Origin of the sequence: Shewanella maritima, from assembly GCF_043643735.1 — a bacterium.
Classification (GTDB): Bacteria; Pseudomonadota; Gammaproteobacteria; order Enterobacterales; family Shewanellaceae; genus Shewanella; species Shewanella maritima_A.
The window spans coordinates 69,541-83,148 of sequence record NZ_JBHZSM010000013.1; the positions used below are offsets into that span (position 1 = coordinate 69,541).

At 40.1% G+C, this 13,608-nt stretch carries 12 protein-coding genes; 10 read left to right on the plus strand and 2 right to left on the minus strand.

Going from position 1 to position 13,608, the window contains the following annotated elements:
* Positions 1 to 64 precede the first annotated feature (64 nt).
* On the minus strand, positions 65 to 2,434 hold the full coding sequence (gene ppsA / locus ACHUGF_RS13880) for a phosphoenolpyruvate synthase (RefSeq protein ID WP_394132074.1): 2,370 nt from the start codon (positions 2,432 to 2,434) through the stop codon (positions 65 to 67).
* A 124-nt stretch (positions 2,435 to 2,558) separates the two neighbouring features.
* Here ppsA and ppsR point away from each other — a divergent pair, with 124 nt between their 5' ends.
* The 3 genes from ppsR to ACHUGF_RS13895 all read left to right on the plus strand — a co-directional run bounded on the left by ppsR (position 2,559) and on the right by ACHUGF_RS13895 (position 5,142).
* Positions 2,559 to 3,371 carry a posphoenolpyruvate synthetase regulatory kinase/phosphorylase PpsR gene (ppsR, locus tag ACHUGF_RS13885; protein WP_394132076.1) on the plus strand — a complete coding sequence of 271 codons (813 nt, stop codon included), beginning with the start codon at positions 2,559 to 2,561 and terminating at the stop codon, positions 3,369 to 3,371.
* A 221-nt stretch (positions 3,372 to 3,592) separates the two neighbouring features.
* Positions 3,593 to 4,657 carry a 3-deoxy-7-phosphoheptulonate synthase gene (locus ACHUGF_RS13890; RefSeq protein ID WP_394132077.1) on the plus strand — a complete coding sequence of 355 codons (1,065 nt, stop codon included), beginning with the start codon at positions 3,593 to 3,595 and terminating at the stop codon, positions 4,655 to 4,657.
* Positions 4,658 to 4,821: 164 nt separating this feature from the next.
* Entirely contained in the window at positions 4,822 to 5,142 is a 321-nt protein-coding gene (locus tag ACHUGF_RS13895; RefSeq protein ID WP_394132079.1) for a DMT family transporter, read from the plus strand.
* On the opposite strand, the gene ACHUGF_RS13900 is transcribed toward ACHUGF_RS13895, so the two are convergent.
* Positions 5,131 to 6,348 (minus strand): HD-GYP domain-containing protein, encoded by a 1,218-nt coding sequence (locus ACHUGF_RS13900; protein ID WP_394132081.1) that lies wholly within the window; start codon positions 6,346 to 6,348, stop codon positions 5,131 to 5,133. The two genes, ACHUGF_RS13895 and ACHUGF_RS13900, sit on opposite strands and share 12 nt — an antisense overlap.
* Positions 6,349 to 6,690: 342 nt before the next feature.
* On the opposite strand from ACHUGF_RS13900, the gene ACHUGF_RS13905 reads away from it, so the two are divergent.
* The 7 genes from ACHUGF_RS13905 (at position 6,691) to ACHUGF_RS13935 (ending at position 13,532) form a co-directional block, all read left to right on the plus strand.
* Entirely contained in the window at positions 6,691 to 7,236 is a 546-nt protein-coding gene (locus tag ACHUGF_RS13905) for a SixA phosphatase family protein (RefSeq protein WP_394132082.1), read from the plus strand.
* A 150-nt stretch (positions 7,237 to 7,386) separates the two neighbouring features.
* Positions 7,387 to 7,824, plus strand: coding sequence for an acyl-CoA thioesterase (locus tag ACHUGF_RS13910; RefSeq protein ID WP_394132084.1), 438 nt, complete (start codon positions 7,387 to 7,389; stop codon positions 7,822 to 7,824).
* A 215-nt stretch (positions 7,825 to 8,039) separates the two neighbouring features.
* Entirely contained in the window at positions 8,040 to 8,699 is a 660-nt protein-coding gene (locus ACHUGF_RS13915; RefSeq protein ID WP_394132086.1) for a response regulator transcription factor, read from the plus strand.
* 4 nt (positions 8,700 to 8,703) lie between these two features.
* Positions 8,704 to 9,339 carry a DUF938 domain-containing protein gene (locus tag ACHUGF_RS13920; protein ID WP_394132087.1) on the plus strand — a complete coding sequence of 212 codons (636 nt, stop codon included), beginning with the start codon at positions 8,704 to 8,706 and terminating at the stop codon, positions 9,337 to 9,339.
* A gap of 53 nt (positions 9,340 to 9,392) precedes the next feature.
* Positions 9,393 to 10,241 (plus strand): D-hexose-6-phosphate mutarotase, encoded by an 849-nt coding sequence (locus ACHUGF_RS13925; RefSeq protein WP_394132089.1) that lies wholly within the window; start codon positions 9,393 to 9,395, stop codon positions 10,239 to 10,241.
* Between the two features lie 67 nt (positions 10,242 to 10,308).
* A complete protein-coding gene (locus tag ACHUGF_RS13930) occupies positions 10,309 to 13,341 on the plus strand; it encodes an intermembrane phospholipid transport protein YdbH family protein (RefSeq protein ID WP_394132091.1) in 3,033 nt (1,010 codons plus the stop codon).
* Positions 13,342 to 13,352: 11 nt separating this feature from the next.
* Positions 13,353 to 13,532, plus strand: coding sequence for a YnbE family lipoprotein (locus ACHUGF_RS13935; protein ID WP_394132092.1), 180 nt, complete (start codon positions 13,353 to 13,355; stop codon positions 13,530 to 13,532).
* Positions 13,533 to 13,608 lie beyond the last annotated feature (76 nt).

A 13,608-nucleotide genomic window follows, 5' to 3' on the forward strand; every position in this document is an offset into this window, starting at 1 on the left:
CGCTAAAAAGCGGCTTTTTCTCAACTTGACTAATTTGCGTAGTAAATGTGACTACTGCAAATAATTAAGCGTGTTCTTGAGCTAGGTATAACCAAGTATCAATCACAGTATCTGGGTTAAGCGACACGGTATCGATACCTTGTTCAACTAGCCAAGCAGCAAAATCTGCGTGGTCAGATGGGCCTTGGCCACAAATACCAACATAGGCGCCTTTTGCTTTGGCCGCTTTAATTGCCATAGACAATAATGCTTTAACCGCTTCATTACGCTCGTCGAATAAATGACTGATAATGCCTGAGTCACGGTCTAGACCAAGTGTAAGCTGTGTTAAGTCATTTGAACCAATTGAGAAGCCATCAAAGTACTCTAGGAACTGGTCTGCAAGTAGTGCATTAGAAGGCAATTCACACATCATGATGACGCGTAAACCATCAACACCACGCTCTAAACCTTCTTCCTTAAGTAATTCATTAACTTGTCTTGCTTCTTCAAGCGTACGTACGAATGGGATCATGATTTCAACATTCTTCAGACCCATTTCATTACGAACACGCTTAATCGCTTCACACTCTAATGCGAAACAATCGCGGAAAGATTCAGAAATGTAACGACTTGCACCACGGAAGCCCAGCATTGGGTTTTCTTCTTCTGGCTCATAGTGTTCGCCACCGACTAAGTTAGCGTACTCGTTAGACTTAAAGTCTGACATACGTACAATCACTTTTTTCGGGTAGAACGCACTACCAATTGTTGCAATGCCTTCAACTAGACGTGCTACATAGTATTCAACTGGCGAATCGTAACCCGCAATCATTTCGTTGATTTCTTCTTGCAAGTCAGCTGGTTGGTCATTGAATTCAAGCAATGCTTTCGGGTGAATACCAATCATGCGGTTAATGATGAATTCAAGACGTGCTAAACCTACGCCTTCGTTTGGTAAGCGAGCAAAATCGAATGCACGATCTGGGTTACCCACGTTCATCATAATTTTCATTGGTAAATCAGGTAAGGTGTCAACACGGTTAGTTACCACGTCAAATTCTTGCTTACCTGCATAGATAAGGCCAGTATCACCTTCGGCACATGACACTGTCACTTCATCGCCATTTTGAATACGATCAGTCACATCACCACAGCCTACCACTGCAGGGACACCTAACTCACGCGCAATAATTGCAGCGTGACAAGTACGGCCACCACGGTTAGTGACAATCGCGCTTGCACGTTTCATGATAGGTTCCCAATCTGGGTCAGTCATGTCAGTAACAAGTACATCACCTGGTTGGATTTGGTCCATATCATCGATAGACGCTAAAACTTTAGCTACGCCAGTACCAATCTTGTGGCCGATAGCACGACCTTCTGCCACTACGTCACCTTTTGTTTTTAGGTGATAACGTTCAATTAATTGAACATCTTCGCGGCTTCGTACTGTTTCTGGACGCGCTTGAACGATATAAAGCTTGCCATCATTACCATCTTTAGCCCACTCGATGTCCATTGGACGACCGTAGTGCTTTTCGATGATACATGCTTGTTTAGCCAGTTCCATCACTTCTTCATCAGTTACTGAGAATAAGCGACGTTGTTCTGGTGCAACATCTTCAATCTTAACTTGTTTGCCGTGAGAGCTATCATCTGAGTAAACCATTTGAATCAGTTTACTACCGATATTACGGCGCACAACGGCTTGATGCCCTTGCGCTAGAATTGGTTTATGTACATAGAATTCATCTGGGTTTACAGCACCCTGTACAACCATTTCGCCTAAGCCAAATGATGATGTGATGAATACGACATCATTGTTGCCTGATTCAGTGTCCATAGTGAACATAACACCAGAGGCAGCTTTGTCTGAACGAACCATGCGCTGAACGCCAGCAGATAATGCAACACCTTGGTGCTCATAACCTTGGTGAACGCGGTAAGAAATGGCGCGATCGTTAAACAATGAAGCATATACGTGCTTAATCGCAAGTAATACAGCTTCATAACCTTTAACGTTTAAGAAGGTTTCTTGCTGACCTGCAAAAGATGCATCTGGCATATCTTCAGCAGTTGCTGATGAACGCACAGCAAATGATGCGTCCTGTGTTTCACTTGATAGCTGTTCGTAAGCTTGACGAATTGCTTCTTCTAATTCAGGTTGGAAAGGTGTTTCAATCACCCATTGTCTGATCTGTGCACCAACTTTCGCTAATTCATTTACGTCATCGACATCTAATGTTGCAAGAATATCGAAAATTTTCTGGTTAACACCACTTTGCTCTAGAAACTCATTAAATGCATGAGATGTAGTAGCAAATCCGCCAGGTACTTGAACACCAGCGTTGGCTAGGTTACTGATCATCTCACCAAGCGAGGCATTCTTGCCGCCGACCTTGTTGACATCACCCATGCCTAATTCTTGATACCAGAGTATGTATTGCTGCACAGTTCTCTCTCCACAAGTTTATTTCAATGGCCACTTCACACGAGGGCAGCGGCATTCTACACTCTCCCACAACAACCGTAAATCTATAATTTTATTTGTAATTTTATTACCACAAGAGGTCGAAATGGCACCAAAAGTATTTTACATTTCAGATGGCACAGCAATCACTGCTGAAGTATTTGGTCACGCAGTGTTGTCACAGTTTCCTGTTGAGTTTGAAGCACTTACAATCCCGTTTATTGACAGCATTGCAAAAGCAGAAAAAGTTAAACAGCAACTTGATGATTGTTTTATTACAACAGAGGTTCGCCCAATCGTATTTCACTCTATCGTAAATGCGGAAATTAGAGACATTATTTTCGCCAGTCAAGCAATTGATTACGATTTTTTGAATACCTTTGTTTCGCCTTTGGAACAACAATTAGGAATAAAAGCTCAACCTGTGATCAACCGCACACATGGTAAAGCCAATGAAGGTTACGAAAATAGAATCGATGCGATTAATTACACATTAGATAATGATGATGGCCAAACCATGAAGCACATGGATAAAGCTGACATTATTTTGTTGGGTGTCTCACGTTGTGGTAAAACACCATCAAGCTTATACCTTTCAATGCAATTTGGCATCAAAGCGGCTAACTACCCTTTTACCGAAGATGACATGGATAACCTAAAGCTGCCACCGGAGCTTAAACACAATAAAAAGAAGCTATTTGGATTAACCATTGACCCAAACCGTTTGCATGAAATCAGACAAAGCCGAATGGAAAACAGTCGCTATTCTTCTTTACGTCAATGCCGCATGGAAGTGAAAGAGGTAGAAATGTTATACAAAAAAGAACGTATCCCATATGTAAATACTACCAACCACTCAGTCGAAGAAATAGCCGCTAAGATTCTAGACATGACTGGTTTAGAACGGCATATGTTTTAACCTGATCACTTAATATTAATATTTAGGCAAGAACAGCGTTTGTTTTTGCCTAAGTTTTCAACAACACACCTTGTTTTTGATACCTAATTTCACTATCTCAGATCATATTTATTAGTATCTTGCTGACATAATGTCTATTTTACCGTGATTAGCCTTGCTAGATTCGTTATAATCGCGAGCAATATGATGCTAAAGCATCGCAATTTTTATCGGTAAACTGAATGACGATTAAAACAGACGAACTGCGTACTTCGCTTTTATGCAAAGTGATTTCACCTGCCCAACTGGCTTCTGAATACCCTTTGACCCAAGAGGCTGCTGACTACCTAGTAGAGCAACGCCGTGAAGTTGAAGCCATTATTTCTGGCGAAGATCAGCGCTTATTAGTAATCATTGGCCCCTGCTCAATCCATGATACAGAGGCCGCTCTTGATTACGCGGAGCGTTTAGCTAAGTTACATCACGAATTAAAAGATGACCTTTGCATCTTAATGCGTGTCTACTTTGAAAAGCCGCGTACCATTGTGGGCTGGAAAGGCTTGATCTCAGATCCGGATCTCGATGGCAGCTTTAGCCCAAATAAGGGCTTACGTATGGCACGTCATCTTTTACAACAAATTACTGAATTAAAACTGCCCATTGCCACTGAGTTTTTAGACATGGTAAATGGTCAGTATATTGCCGACTTAATTACTTGGGGTGCTATTGGTGCGCGTACAACTGAAAGCCAAATTCACCGAGAAATGGCTTCGGCGCTATCATGCCCAGTCGGCTTTAAAAATGGTACAGACGGTAACATCAATATCGCTGTTGATGCAGTTCGTGCTGCAAAAGTCCCTCACATTTTTTACTCACCTGATAAAGATGGTGCAATGGCGGTTTATCGTACCCATGGTAACCCTTTTGGCCATATTATCCTTCGTGGAGGCAAGCAACCAAACTATCAAGCCGAAGACATCGAGAACGTGCGTAAGCAACTAGAAGATGTGGGTGTCAGCCAGCGAATGGTGGTCGACTTTAGTCATGGTAATAGCCAAAAAGTACACCAAAACCAACTTAAAGTGGCTGATGATGTCATGCAACAAATGACTCAAGGCTCAACGGCTATTGCAGGTATTATGGCTGAGAGTTTTATTAAAGAAGGCAACCAAAAAGTTGTTGATGGGCAACCTCTGACCTATGGTCAAAGTATTACCGATGCATGCCTCCATTGGCAAGACTCGGAAGCCCTTTTGAGGAAGTTAGCCAAGGCCTCTCGTCTTCGCAAACAGAAGCTAGCCAAATAAATAGGCTCACTGTTTCCCATATAAAACAATAATTTTATATTAAATGAGTGAACATGTTCTTAACAATGAACAACCCTTAACAGAAGCTTAAGTACACTGAAGTGAGGACGACCTCACCACTCAATATCATCATTGGGACGACCCAATACTTATCAGAGGTAGATATGTATTGGGTCATGTTATTTATAGCTGGCGTGTTTGAAGTAGTTTGGGCTATAGGTCTGAAGCAGACTGACGGGTTTACAAAACCATTCGCAAGTGTCATCACCTTAGTAGCACTCATTCTTAGCTTTATTTTCCTAGGATTCTCTATGAAAGGTATCCCCATTGCAGTCGCATATGCAGTATGGGTGGCTATTGGGATCGTTGGCACCTGCATCTACAGCTTTATGTTCACTGATGATATTTTTACAAGCTTCAAACTTATTAGTATCTTATTGATTTTAGCTGGTATAACTGGTCTAAAATTAGCTTCAAATCAATGAAGTCTCAACATGGCTTTGACTGATAAGATTAAATTGCGAAGCAACCTCAACAAAGCAATCCACCAGCAAAGGATCAAACAGCTGACCACATTCAGCTTTAATGTGTTCTACAGCTTCAGTGTGACTGATTGCTTCTCTGTGACATCGTTTAGACGTCATTGCGTCATACACATCACAAATCCTGACTAACCTTGCGGCTAATGGAATCGCGGTTGCGACCAACCCTTGTGGGTAACCACTGCCATCCCAATTTTCATGATGATGAGTGCATACCTGTTTAACAAGACGAATGATATCACTATTAGGAGCGATTGAATGAAGCACTCGGCTAATCTCAGCACCGGCCAAAGTATGGTGTTTTAGGCTTTCGTGTTCATCAGCACTGATCACCGAGTTTTTCAATAAAATACTTTGGCTTACCTCGATATTACCTATGTCATGTAACGTTGCTGCAGTGCTCAAATCCATAACAAAAATCTCATCTAGCTCATCAGGCTTATCTTCTTTATTGAGTAAATGATTGCCAAGCACTTGCACATAACGCTGCAATCGAGTGCACTGCTGCTCAGATTGGCTATGCTGGTATTCAGATAGCCAAGACATACCAGAAGAAAGTGCTGCAACGGTCGCATTATCCTGCTCGATCTTATTAATCATTTTTTCCATAACAAAGGTGATTGCAAACGTCAATAACGCGTTGGTAACAAAGAAGTTTAATGCTACAACACCATAAATGAAGGAGTTATAGCCTGATGTTTGTGGCCAAGAAAGAAGGTTGAAATGATAAGCCACACCTACGATAACAATGCTTATAAAATTTAGTAGCTGGGCCCATTGCCCTGCGCGCGAACCAAGCATAAGAATGGCTAGCGGTGGAAAAATAAACAGCCAAAACCAACCAGCACCAGAAGGGCCAATCGTCACTAAAAATGCTATACCGATGATATATGCTAACGCGCTGCCAAGTAGGTAATTACAGTGCTGTGGTAAACGTTTATTAAACACTGCGACTAATAAAATCATATAAGCAAATGTGTCAACTGCAGCCATCATCCACAGATCTGAAACAATACAAAGGTAAACACTGGTGAGATAAATAGGAATACAAATGATAGCTAAGCCACCAAAGACACGCTCAAAAATAAATTTTCGCCAAACACTAACAGGGTCAAGCTTGCATGAAACTGGTTTGATGACTGCGTCCATGTAATCACACTATCCTTAATCGGGTATCAGTGTTAACTTTTTGTCTTTTTTACCATTTAATGGTAACTGAAAGCGATTAACGATCCTTGTAAATATTAATCTGAACAAAAAGGTAACTATATAAAGTTGTTAAACAACTGAACTTAATTATTAGTGAATCGTGAGTTATTGCAAGTTATAAAACTCAAAGTTCGATTAAATTCAATATCAAACTGCGTCACTTATCTAAAGTTGCAATGAAGGTGATGATACTGACAATGGGTGTCAAGCTAACAGTTATAAATGATTAAAACACTGTTAAACTTTTAATAATAAATGCCATCACAAAGGAATGACTACGACATGAGAAATTCAATAAAGATTGTAAAAATGCCTCTGATTTTTACCTGCCTTTTGTTATTCCTGTTGTATTTTAGTCCATATGCTGTCGCCAACAGTAAGGACGATGACGCGAACTCAGTTAGTCAGGACATATCCATATTTTACCTAGTCAGGCATGCAGAAAAGCAAGCAGGCAGTAATCCCCATTTATCTATTGCAGGTAAGGCCAGAGCAAAGAGATTAGCCGATTTGCTTAGTGACACAAAAATTGAACAGATTTATTCGACATCATATAATCGAACCCTACAAACATCAGCGCCACTAGCAGCGAAGTTGGGGCTCAATACTCAAGATTATTCTCCAACCCACCTCAGTGATTTTGCATCTGCACTACTCGAGATGCCACAAACAAGCTTAATCGTAGGTCACAGTAACACCACCCCTGAATTAGTAAAAAAGTTGGGCGGTAACCCAATATCAAAAATTTCAGAGAAAGAATTTAATCGTCTCTACATTTTAACGGTTCATAAAGGCAAAGTAATCCACACTCAATTACTACGTTATTAGTGATTTAACAGCAAACCCAAAAGACATTAGGCTCGATAGGAGTATACAAATTAAGATTAGTGATGAGCAGTTCACATTTCTACTACACCTGTCAGTGCTGAATGCGTATAATCCGTGGCTTTTGTTAATATGCATATATTAGGTTGTAATATGTCTACTGCTCTATCAAATGATGCCGCCAGTGCTGCAAACTCCATTTTCTCTGAAGATGTTCAACGGCTAATTGAACAGTCTGAATCAAGAGTCATTAAAGCTATTTTCCCGTCAAACACGAATCATCATAATACGCTATTTGGTGGTGATGCACTTGCATGGATGGATGAAACCGCATTTATTGCAGCAACACGCTTTTGCAGAAAGTCATTAGTAACAGTTAGCTCAGATCGTATTGATTTTAAAAAAGCGATACCAGCAGGTTCACTAGCAGAGTTAGTTGCCAGAGTTATTCATGTGGGTAATACATCGCTTAAAGTAGAGGTTAATATTTACGTAGAAGACATGTATACAGATCATAGAGAACATGCAATACGTGGAGTATTTACCTTTGTTGCCGTTGATGAAAACAGACAGCCTACAAAAGTGCGTTAACTGAAATACAGTGTATCAAGTTAAGTACTTGATCAACTTATACCTTTACTCAAGCTCTCAAGCATTGTTTTCAAACACAAACATTAGACCAAAGTCTAATTTTTGTGTTTTTTTTGGGCTTTAAACTCTCAGCGCATTTAAAAGCCATGGTCATTGGAACCATTTATCTGTTACATTAAATTATCTTCACGCGCAATTAACAGAAAATGACAGCAATGAAGCTTGAAAACTTAAATATAATAATTGCAGACGATCATCCACTCTTTCGCAATGCCCTCAGACAAGCCTTAAGCAGTGCATTTACCAATACTAATTGGTTTGAAGCTGATAGTGCTGAAGCACTGCAACATTGCTTAGATGAGCACAATGCGAACTTTGATTTGATCTTGTTAGATTTACAAATGCCTGGTTCTCACGGATATTCAACTCTTATACACATGCGTAGCCACTACCCAGATATTCCTGTCGTAGTTATTTCTGCACATGAAGATATCAATACCATCAGCAGAGCAATTCATTACGGTAGTAGCGGATTCATTCCCAAATCATCGTCAATGGAGACTTTATCTCTGGCGCTTGAATCTGTTTTATACGGTGATATATGGCTTCCTTCTGGCACAGAACTACTCTCAGTAGATGAGGATGAAACAGATAAAATGGCCAGTCGTTTGTCTGATTTAACGCCACAACAGTATCGTGTATTGCAAATGTTTGCTGAAGGCTTGCTCAACAAGCAGATTGCTTACGATTTTGGTGTGTCTGAGGCAACAATTAAAGCCCATGCCACCGCTATTTTTAGAAAGCTCGGTGTACGTAATCGCACACAAGCAGTGATAGCCCTACAACAATTGGAAATGGATAGAGTAGATATTTAATTCTATGCAATTAGATGACTTACCGTTTTCAAGGGCCTGTGAAAACAATAAGCAATATATTCTATCGGCTATCACACCTTGGATAGCCTCCCATAATAGTGTGATCGAAATAGGGAGTGGTACTGGGCAACACGCCACCTATTTCAGCCATCACTTACCGCATATACAGTGGCAGCCTACTGATGTTTATAGCAACCTTGATGGTTTGAGGTTGAGAGTCAATGCATTTCAACAGCAGTGTCCAAATCTTTCAATACCTGTTGAACTAGATGTTGCAACACAATGGCCTGCCATTTGTTTACAGTCTGAATGTATATTCACGGCCAACACATTGCATATAATAAGTAAAAGTTTAGTATCACAATTTTTTCAGGGTATCGGCACATGGCTACAACATCGTAACGTCAACCCTACCCATGATATAACGGCACTTATTATTTATGGCCCTTTTAACTACCAAGGGCAATATACCAGTGAATCCAATCGACAATTCGATCAATGGCTTCGCACTAGAGATTCACAAAGCGGGATAAGATCAATAGAATGGATTTGTGAATTAGCTCAGTCGCAGGGCTTAAAGTTAAATCAAGATATTGCAATGCCAGCCAATAATCGCTTATTACAATTCACACAGCTTTAACGCTTAGTCGATAAAGTATCAGCTATTATCCCAGTTAACTAAAGGATTAATGTATGGGTTCTGTATCAACCAAACTTCACCCTAATGGTCTTCAATATGTAGAGATAGATACCGATTTTTGCTTTGCCACTATTTTCATGCAAGGCGCTCAAATAGACCAATTTAAACCAAAGGGGAAACAAGCTTTATTGTGGGTATCTTCAGCAGAAGATTATAATGCGGGTAATGGGATCCGCGGAGGCGTACCAATTTGCTGGCCTTGGTTCGGGGCTAGTGATATTGAAGGCTTCCCACAGCACGGCTTTGCTCGCACTCGCACATGGAAGTTAGATTCAGTCAATATGGTAAACCAAGTCGCCAAACTGAGTTTCAGTTTGCCGATTAGTGATCAAGACAGACAATATTGGCCACATGACACTTCAGTAAAAGTAGAGTTTGAATTGAGTGAGAGCTTAAAAATCAATTTAATTAATTATAATGCGGCAGATTACCCAGTCACACTTACCCAAGCATTGCACAGTTATTTTCCGACTTCTAATATTCATCAAACACGAGTATCAGGGCTAAGTGACGCTAAATATATTGAATTTGGCAAAGGGCCATATCCGCAAGCTGACGACTCGACACCATTTATTAAAGAAACGGATCGAGTCTACACCGATCTGACCTCTGAGCAAGTTATCCATACCCCTCAAGGCAATATAACGGTCAGCCGCCAAAATAGTCATTCTGCGGTATTATGGAATCCTTGGATAGATAAATCAGAGCGATTGTCTCGATTTAACTCAGATGACTATTTAACGATGTTGTGCCTGGAAGCGGCAAATGTTTTAGAAGATGCAGTGGTATTGCAGCCGGGGCAAACTCATACCCTCACCACTGAAATAAGTTGGGCTGAATAAGTGGCATTCTATTCGCTTACTGTATTTATCTAAGAGTACATCATTCATTAAAGTGTAGGTTTATCTAATGATAAGAGTGTTGTTGCTTTTATTGAGTATCATCATACTGAGTGCTGCACTAACTTTTAGTTGGTTGCAGCCCAACAAGGTAGAGCAACTATCACCACAACAAACAACCACCGTTCGTATTATTAACCGATTAGTGTCACCTTACGGCATCAAGGTTCTCAATCTAGATTCAGAAAATATTTCCCTAAAGCAATTGCAGATCCCTCGGTTAGTGCTCCAGGTAGATGACAGCCATATTGCAGTGCAAAACTTATCAGTGAGCCTAAAAAATAGCGTCGAAATGCTTTTGAGCCAATCAATGGGGCCTGACAATATTACCAGCATCTCTGCGGATCACATTTATATTGATTTAGGCGTGCAATGGCTTAACGCCCCTGACAGTAGCTCAAGTGGCGATAAAGCATCACTTCTCAATCAACTTGATGCGATTCCACAAATCAATATTGGTGAGCTGCTGATAAACCTACCGCAATTTAGCGGCCCACAACAGCAATCCAATAATCAAAAACCCAATTTAGTCGCTACTGTCAATTCAGTGTCATTTAAACCATTGGTATTTGTGCCACAACAGTCATTTGATACACAGTTATTTTTCGACCATCAGCCATACACAACAATAACGGGAAAAATAGCAAAAGGCACTATCACACTATCTAGTCAGATAGATCTTCAATCCACTCAACGCAGGTTGGTGAGTTTTACAGCCCTATGGCAGCGTGCAGTAAATGATTTGGGGGGCAACGCAGTACACAGTCCACTGTTTCAGCTAACTCAAGCTACCGAGGTGAGTAAACTACTTGAGCAACATGATATTGCTTTTACGGGTAAAGTTGACGCTCAAGTGCATTACCCTTTACTGAGTCGACATAAAAAAGACAGTTATAATAATGAGAGTAAGGCTGCTAATACTCAAGGAAACCAGCCAAGTGGTGAAAGTGAAAGCGTTCGTATCGATGTTTCATTTTCTGATTTAATGCTCGCTAAACACAATGTAGCCTCAATAAACTTTTCATTTCCCTTCGATATCTCAGTCAACATTAAGCAGCTTAATAATGTAGATAGACAGAGTGTAAACCTAATTAGCTCCCCTTTTAGCGCGCGAATATCGAAAAATCAGCGTGACAAAGCGTTCCAAGCCGATGAGGACATAAAAAACAAATTAACTGAGTTTGACACAATCACTTTATCGGTTGAGTCACTGCTTCAAGCAGATTGGCAATTTTCATCAAAAAATAATCAACTCCCCTTTTTAGCAGCATTAGATATCTCACCATTTAATGGTTTAGTCTCAATAGACTCCAATACAATATCCAGCCAATTAATTTTGCAAGAACTCCAGCTGTCAAACAGCCTAGTTGAAGCAAATTTCGAGCTGACTGCAAATGCTAAACCAGCACTTTCTGAAATTGCAGTAGAACTATTCAACATTCAATCATTTGATTTCAAGCAACTCAATTTATCTCTAACAGGAAATTTGGGGTTATCACTTACCCAATCAATGACTAAAGATACGTGGTTAGACTCATATAAAGTCAATCTAGACAAATTTATGATTGATGCTGATGAACTGTTTGTAGCTGATAAAACCACTCAAACAAAAGCAAAGCACTTGCAACTTAACAGCCATAACGTACTTAGTATTGACTCATCAGCCATAGCGTCAACTCCGGCAGTGACAATCCCATCAATGTCGCTGCATGCCGAGCATCTATCGACAAACAGAAGCACATCACTTGGAGAGGTCACCGAGTATAAGACCAATGCAGCCAGTATAGCCTTAGCAGAGACTTCATCTTTAAGTTTGAAGCCGTTATCACTGTCCAACAGTCTCTTAAACTGGCACTTTTCACCATTTGTCATAACTCGAATTGATAGTAAACGACGCCGAAGCCTACTTTTGAAAATTGACAATATGGATGTTAAGCAACAACTTAGTTTTGATAAGCATTTAGTCACAACACATGAGAACTGGTTTATTGATGATATCAATTTACAGTCATCTCATTGGTTAAGCCTTATTGGTAATAACCCTACATTTGCTGGTAGTTGGCAGTTTAATGAATCAATCAGTCAATTATATCAATTTGCTAAAACCTCAGTGCAAGCTAGCGAGCTAGATAGTCAACTAGGTGGCATATATAAATTCAAAGCTGATTTTGCGCTAAATCAATATAACCAAGATAAGTTTTTTCAGATAAAAATTGATCAACAAGCATCTAACTTTAGTGGTTCTTATTATGGGTACCATGTTGAAGATGCTAGCTTAACTGCGTTGTGCCAGTTTGACTGGCAATCGACCAACCAAGCGAAAAGGATGCATACTCAAAGTCAGCTATCATGTCCTCAGATGCAGTTAGCTGTGCCTAACGCCTATTTAGGTATAGATCTTCAAAACCTTAACCTGGATACAGATATTCAACTGACACGTAACAGCCAAAAGCCAAGTGCTAATTGGCTACAAAAAGTCACTGGGCTGTCAGAAACAGATATTAATATCAGTGCGAAAGCTAGCCTGCTTAATGGTTTTGTAGCCATTCCCAAAATGAATTTAAAACTGCACGACATCTCACAAGGCTACGTTTTATTACAAGGTTTACAGTTAGAACAACTGCTAGATCAACAGCCTATATCTGGTATTAACGCCACAGGTATATTTGATGGGGTATTTCCAGCTAAACTCGAGAACGGTTTGCTAACCATTGCTGGTGGTAAAATTGCTGCCAGAAAACCCGGCGGTCTAATACAAGTTCAAACCAATCAAGCCATGGATGAAATGACCAAGTCACAACCACAACTTGAAACCGTTTTTACCACTTTATCAAATCTGCATTACCAGCAACTTTCAGGTAACTTCGAACTGACTCCTCAAGGATTAGCTGACTTTTATATACAAGTAAAAGGCAAGCACCCAGAATTTACTCGACCGATCCATTTTAATTACTCTCAGCAGCAATACTTAATGCCTCTGTATCAAAGCTTGATTATCCCAGATAACATTGAACAAGGTATTGAGCAAAGATTAACCAAATAAGGAATGATGAAATGAAATCCATCAGTATTTTGAGCACGGTCCTTTCCAGCATTTTTATGCTTGGCTGTACGCCGACCGTTAATGTCGCACCACCAGAAGAACCGATTGAAATTAATTTGAATGTTAAAATTGAACATGAAGTAACAATATCAGTAGAAGAGCAAGCCAAACCATTGATAAACGATGAATAATTAAGCTTTTTTAGACTAGAAATAGTCCAACGACTAGCACTAACCTTATGCAAATGCTACATTTAGGTTACAAAAA

Bases quoted from the DNA above. Each gene is read 5' to 3' on its own strand.
- ppsR (WP_394132076.1), top strand. From the start codon at position 2,559: ATGGCACCAAAAGTATTTTACATTTCAGATGGCACAGCAATCACTGCT.
- ACHUGF_RS13890 (WP_394132077.1), top strand. From the start codon at position 3,593: ATGACGATTAAAACAGACGAACTGCGTACTTCGCTTTTATGCAAAGTG.
- ACHUGF_RS13895 (WP_394132079.1), top strand. From the start codon at position 4,822: ATGTATTGGGTCATGTTATTTATAGCTGGCGTGTTTGAAGTAGTTTGG.
- ACHUGF_RS13900 (WP_394132081.1), bottom strand. From the start codon at position 6,348: ATGGACGCAGTCATCAAACCAGTTTCATGCAAGCTTGACCCTGTTAGT.
- ACHUGF_RS13905 (WP_394132082.1), top strand. From the start codon at position 6,691: ATGAGAAATTCAATAAAGATTGTAAAAATGCCTCTGATTTTTACCTGC.
- ACHUGF_RS13910 (WP_394132084.1), top strand. From the start codon at position 7,387: ATGTCTACTGCTCTATCAAATGATGCCGCCAGTGCTGCAAACTCCATT.
- ACHUGF_RS13915 (WP_394132086.1), top strand. From the start codon at position 8,040: ATGAAGCTTGAAAACTTAAATATAATAATTGCAGACGATCATCCACTC.
- ACHUGF_RS13920 (WP_394132087.1), top strand. From the start codon at position 8,704: ATGCAATTAGATGACTTACCGTTTTCAAGGGCCTGTGAAAACAATAAG.
- ACHUGF_RS13925 (WP_394132089.1), top strand. From the start codon at position 9,393: ATGGGTTCTGTATCAACCAAACTTCACCCTAATGGTCTTCAATATGTA.
- ACHUGF_RS13930 (WP_394132091.1), top strand. From the start codon at position 10,309: ATGATAAGAGTGTTGTTGCTTTTATTGAGTATCATCATACTGAGTGCT.
- ACHUGF_RS13935 (WP_394132092.1), top strand. From the start codon at position 13,353: ATGAAATCCATCAGTATTTTGAGCACGGTCCTTTCCAGCATTTTTATG.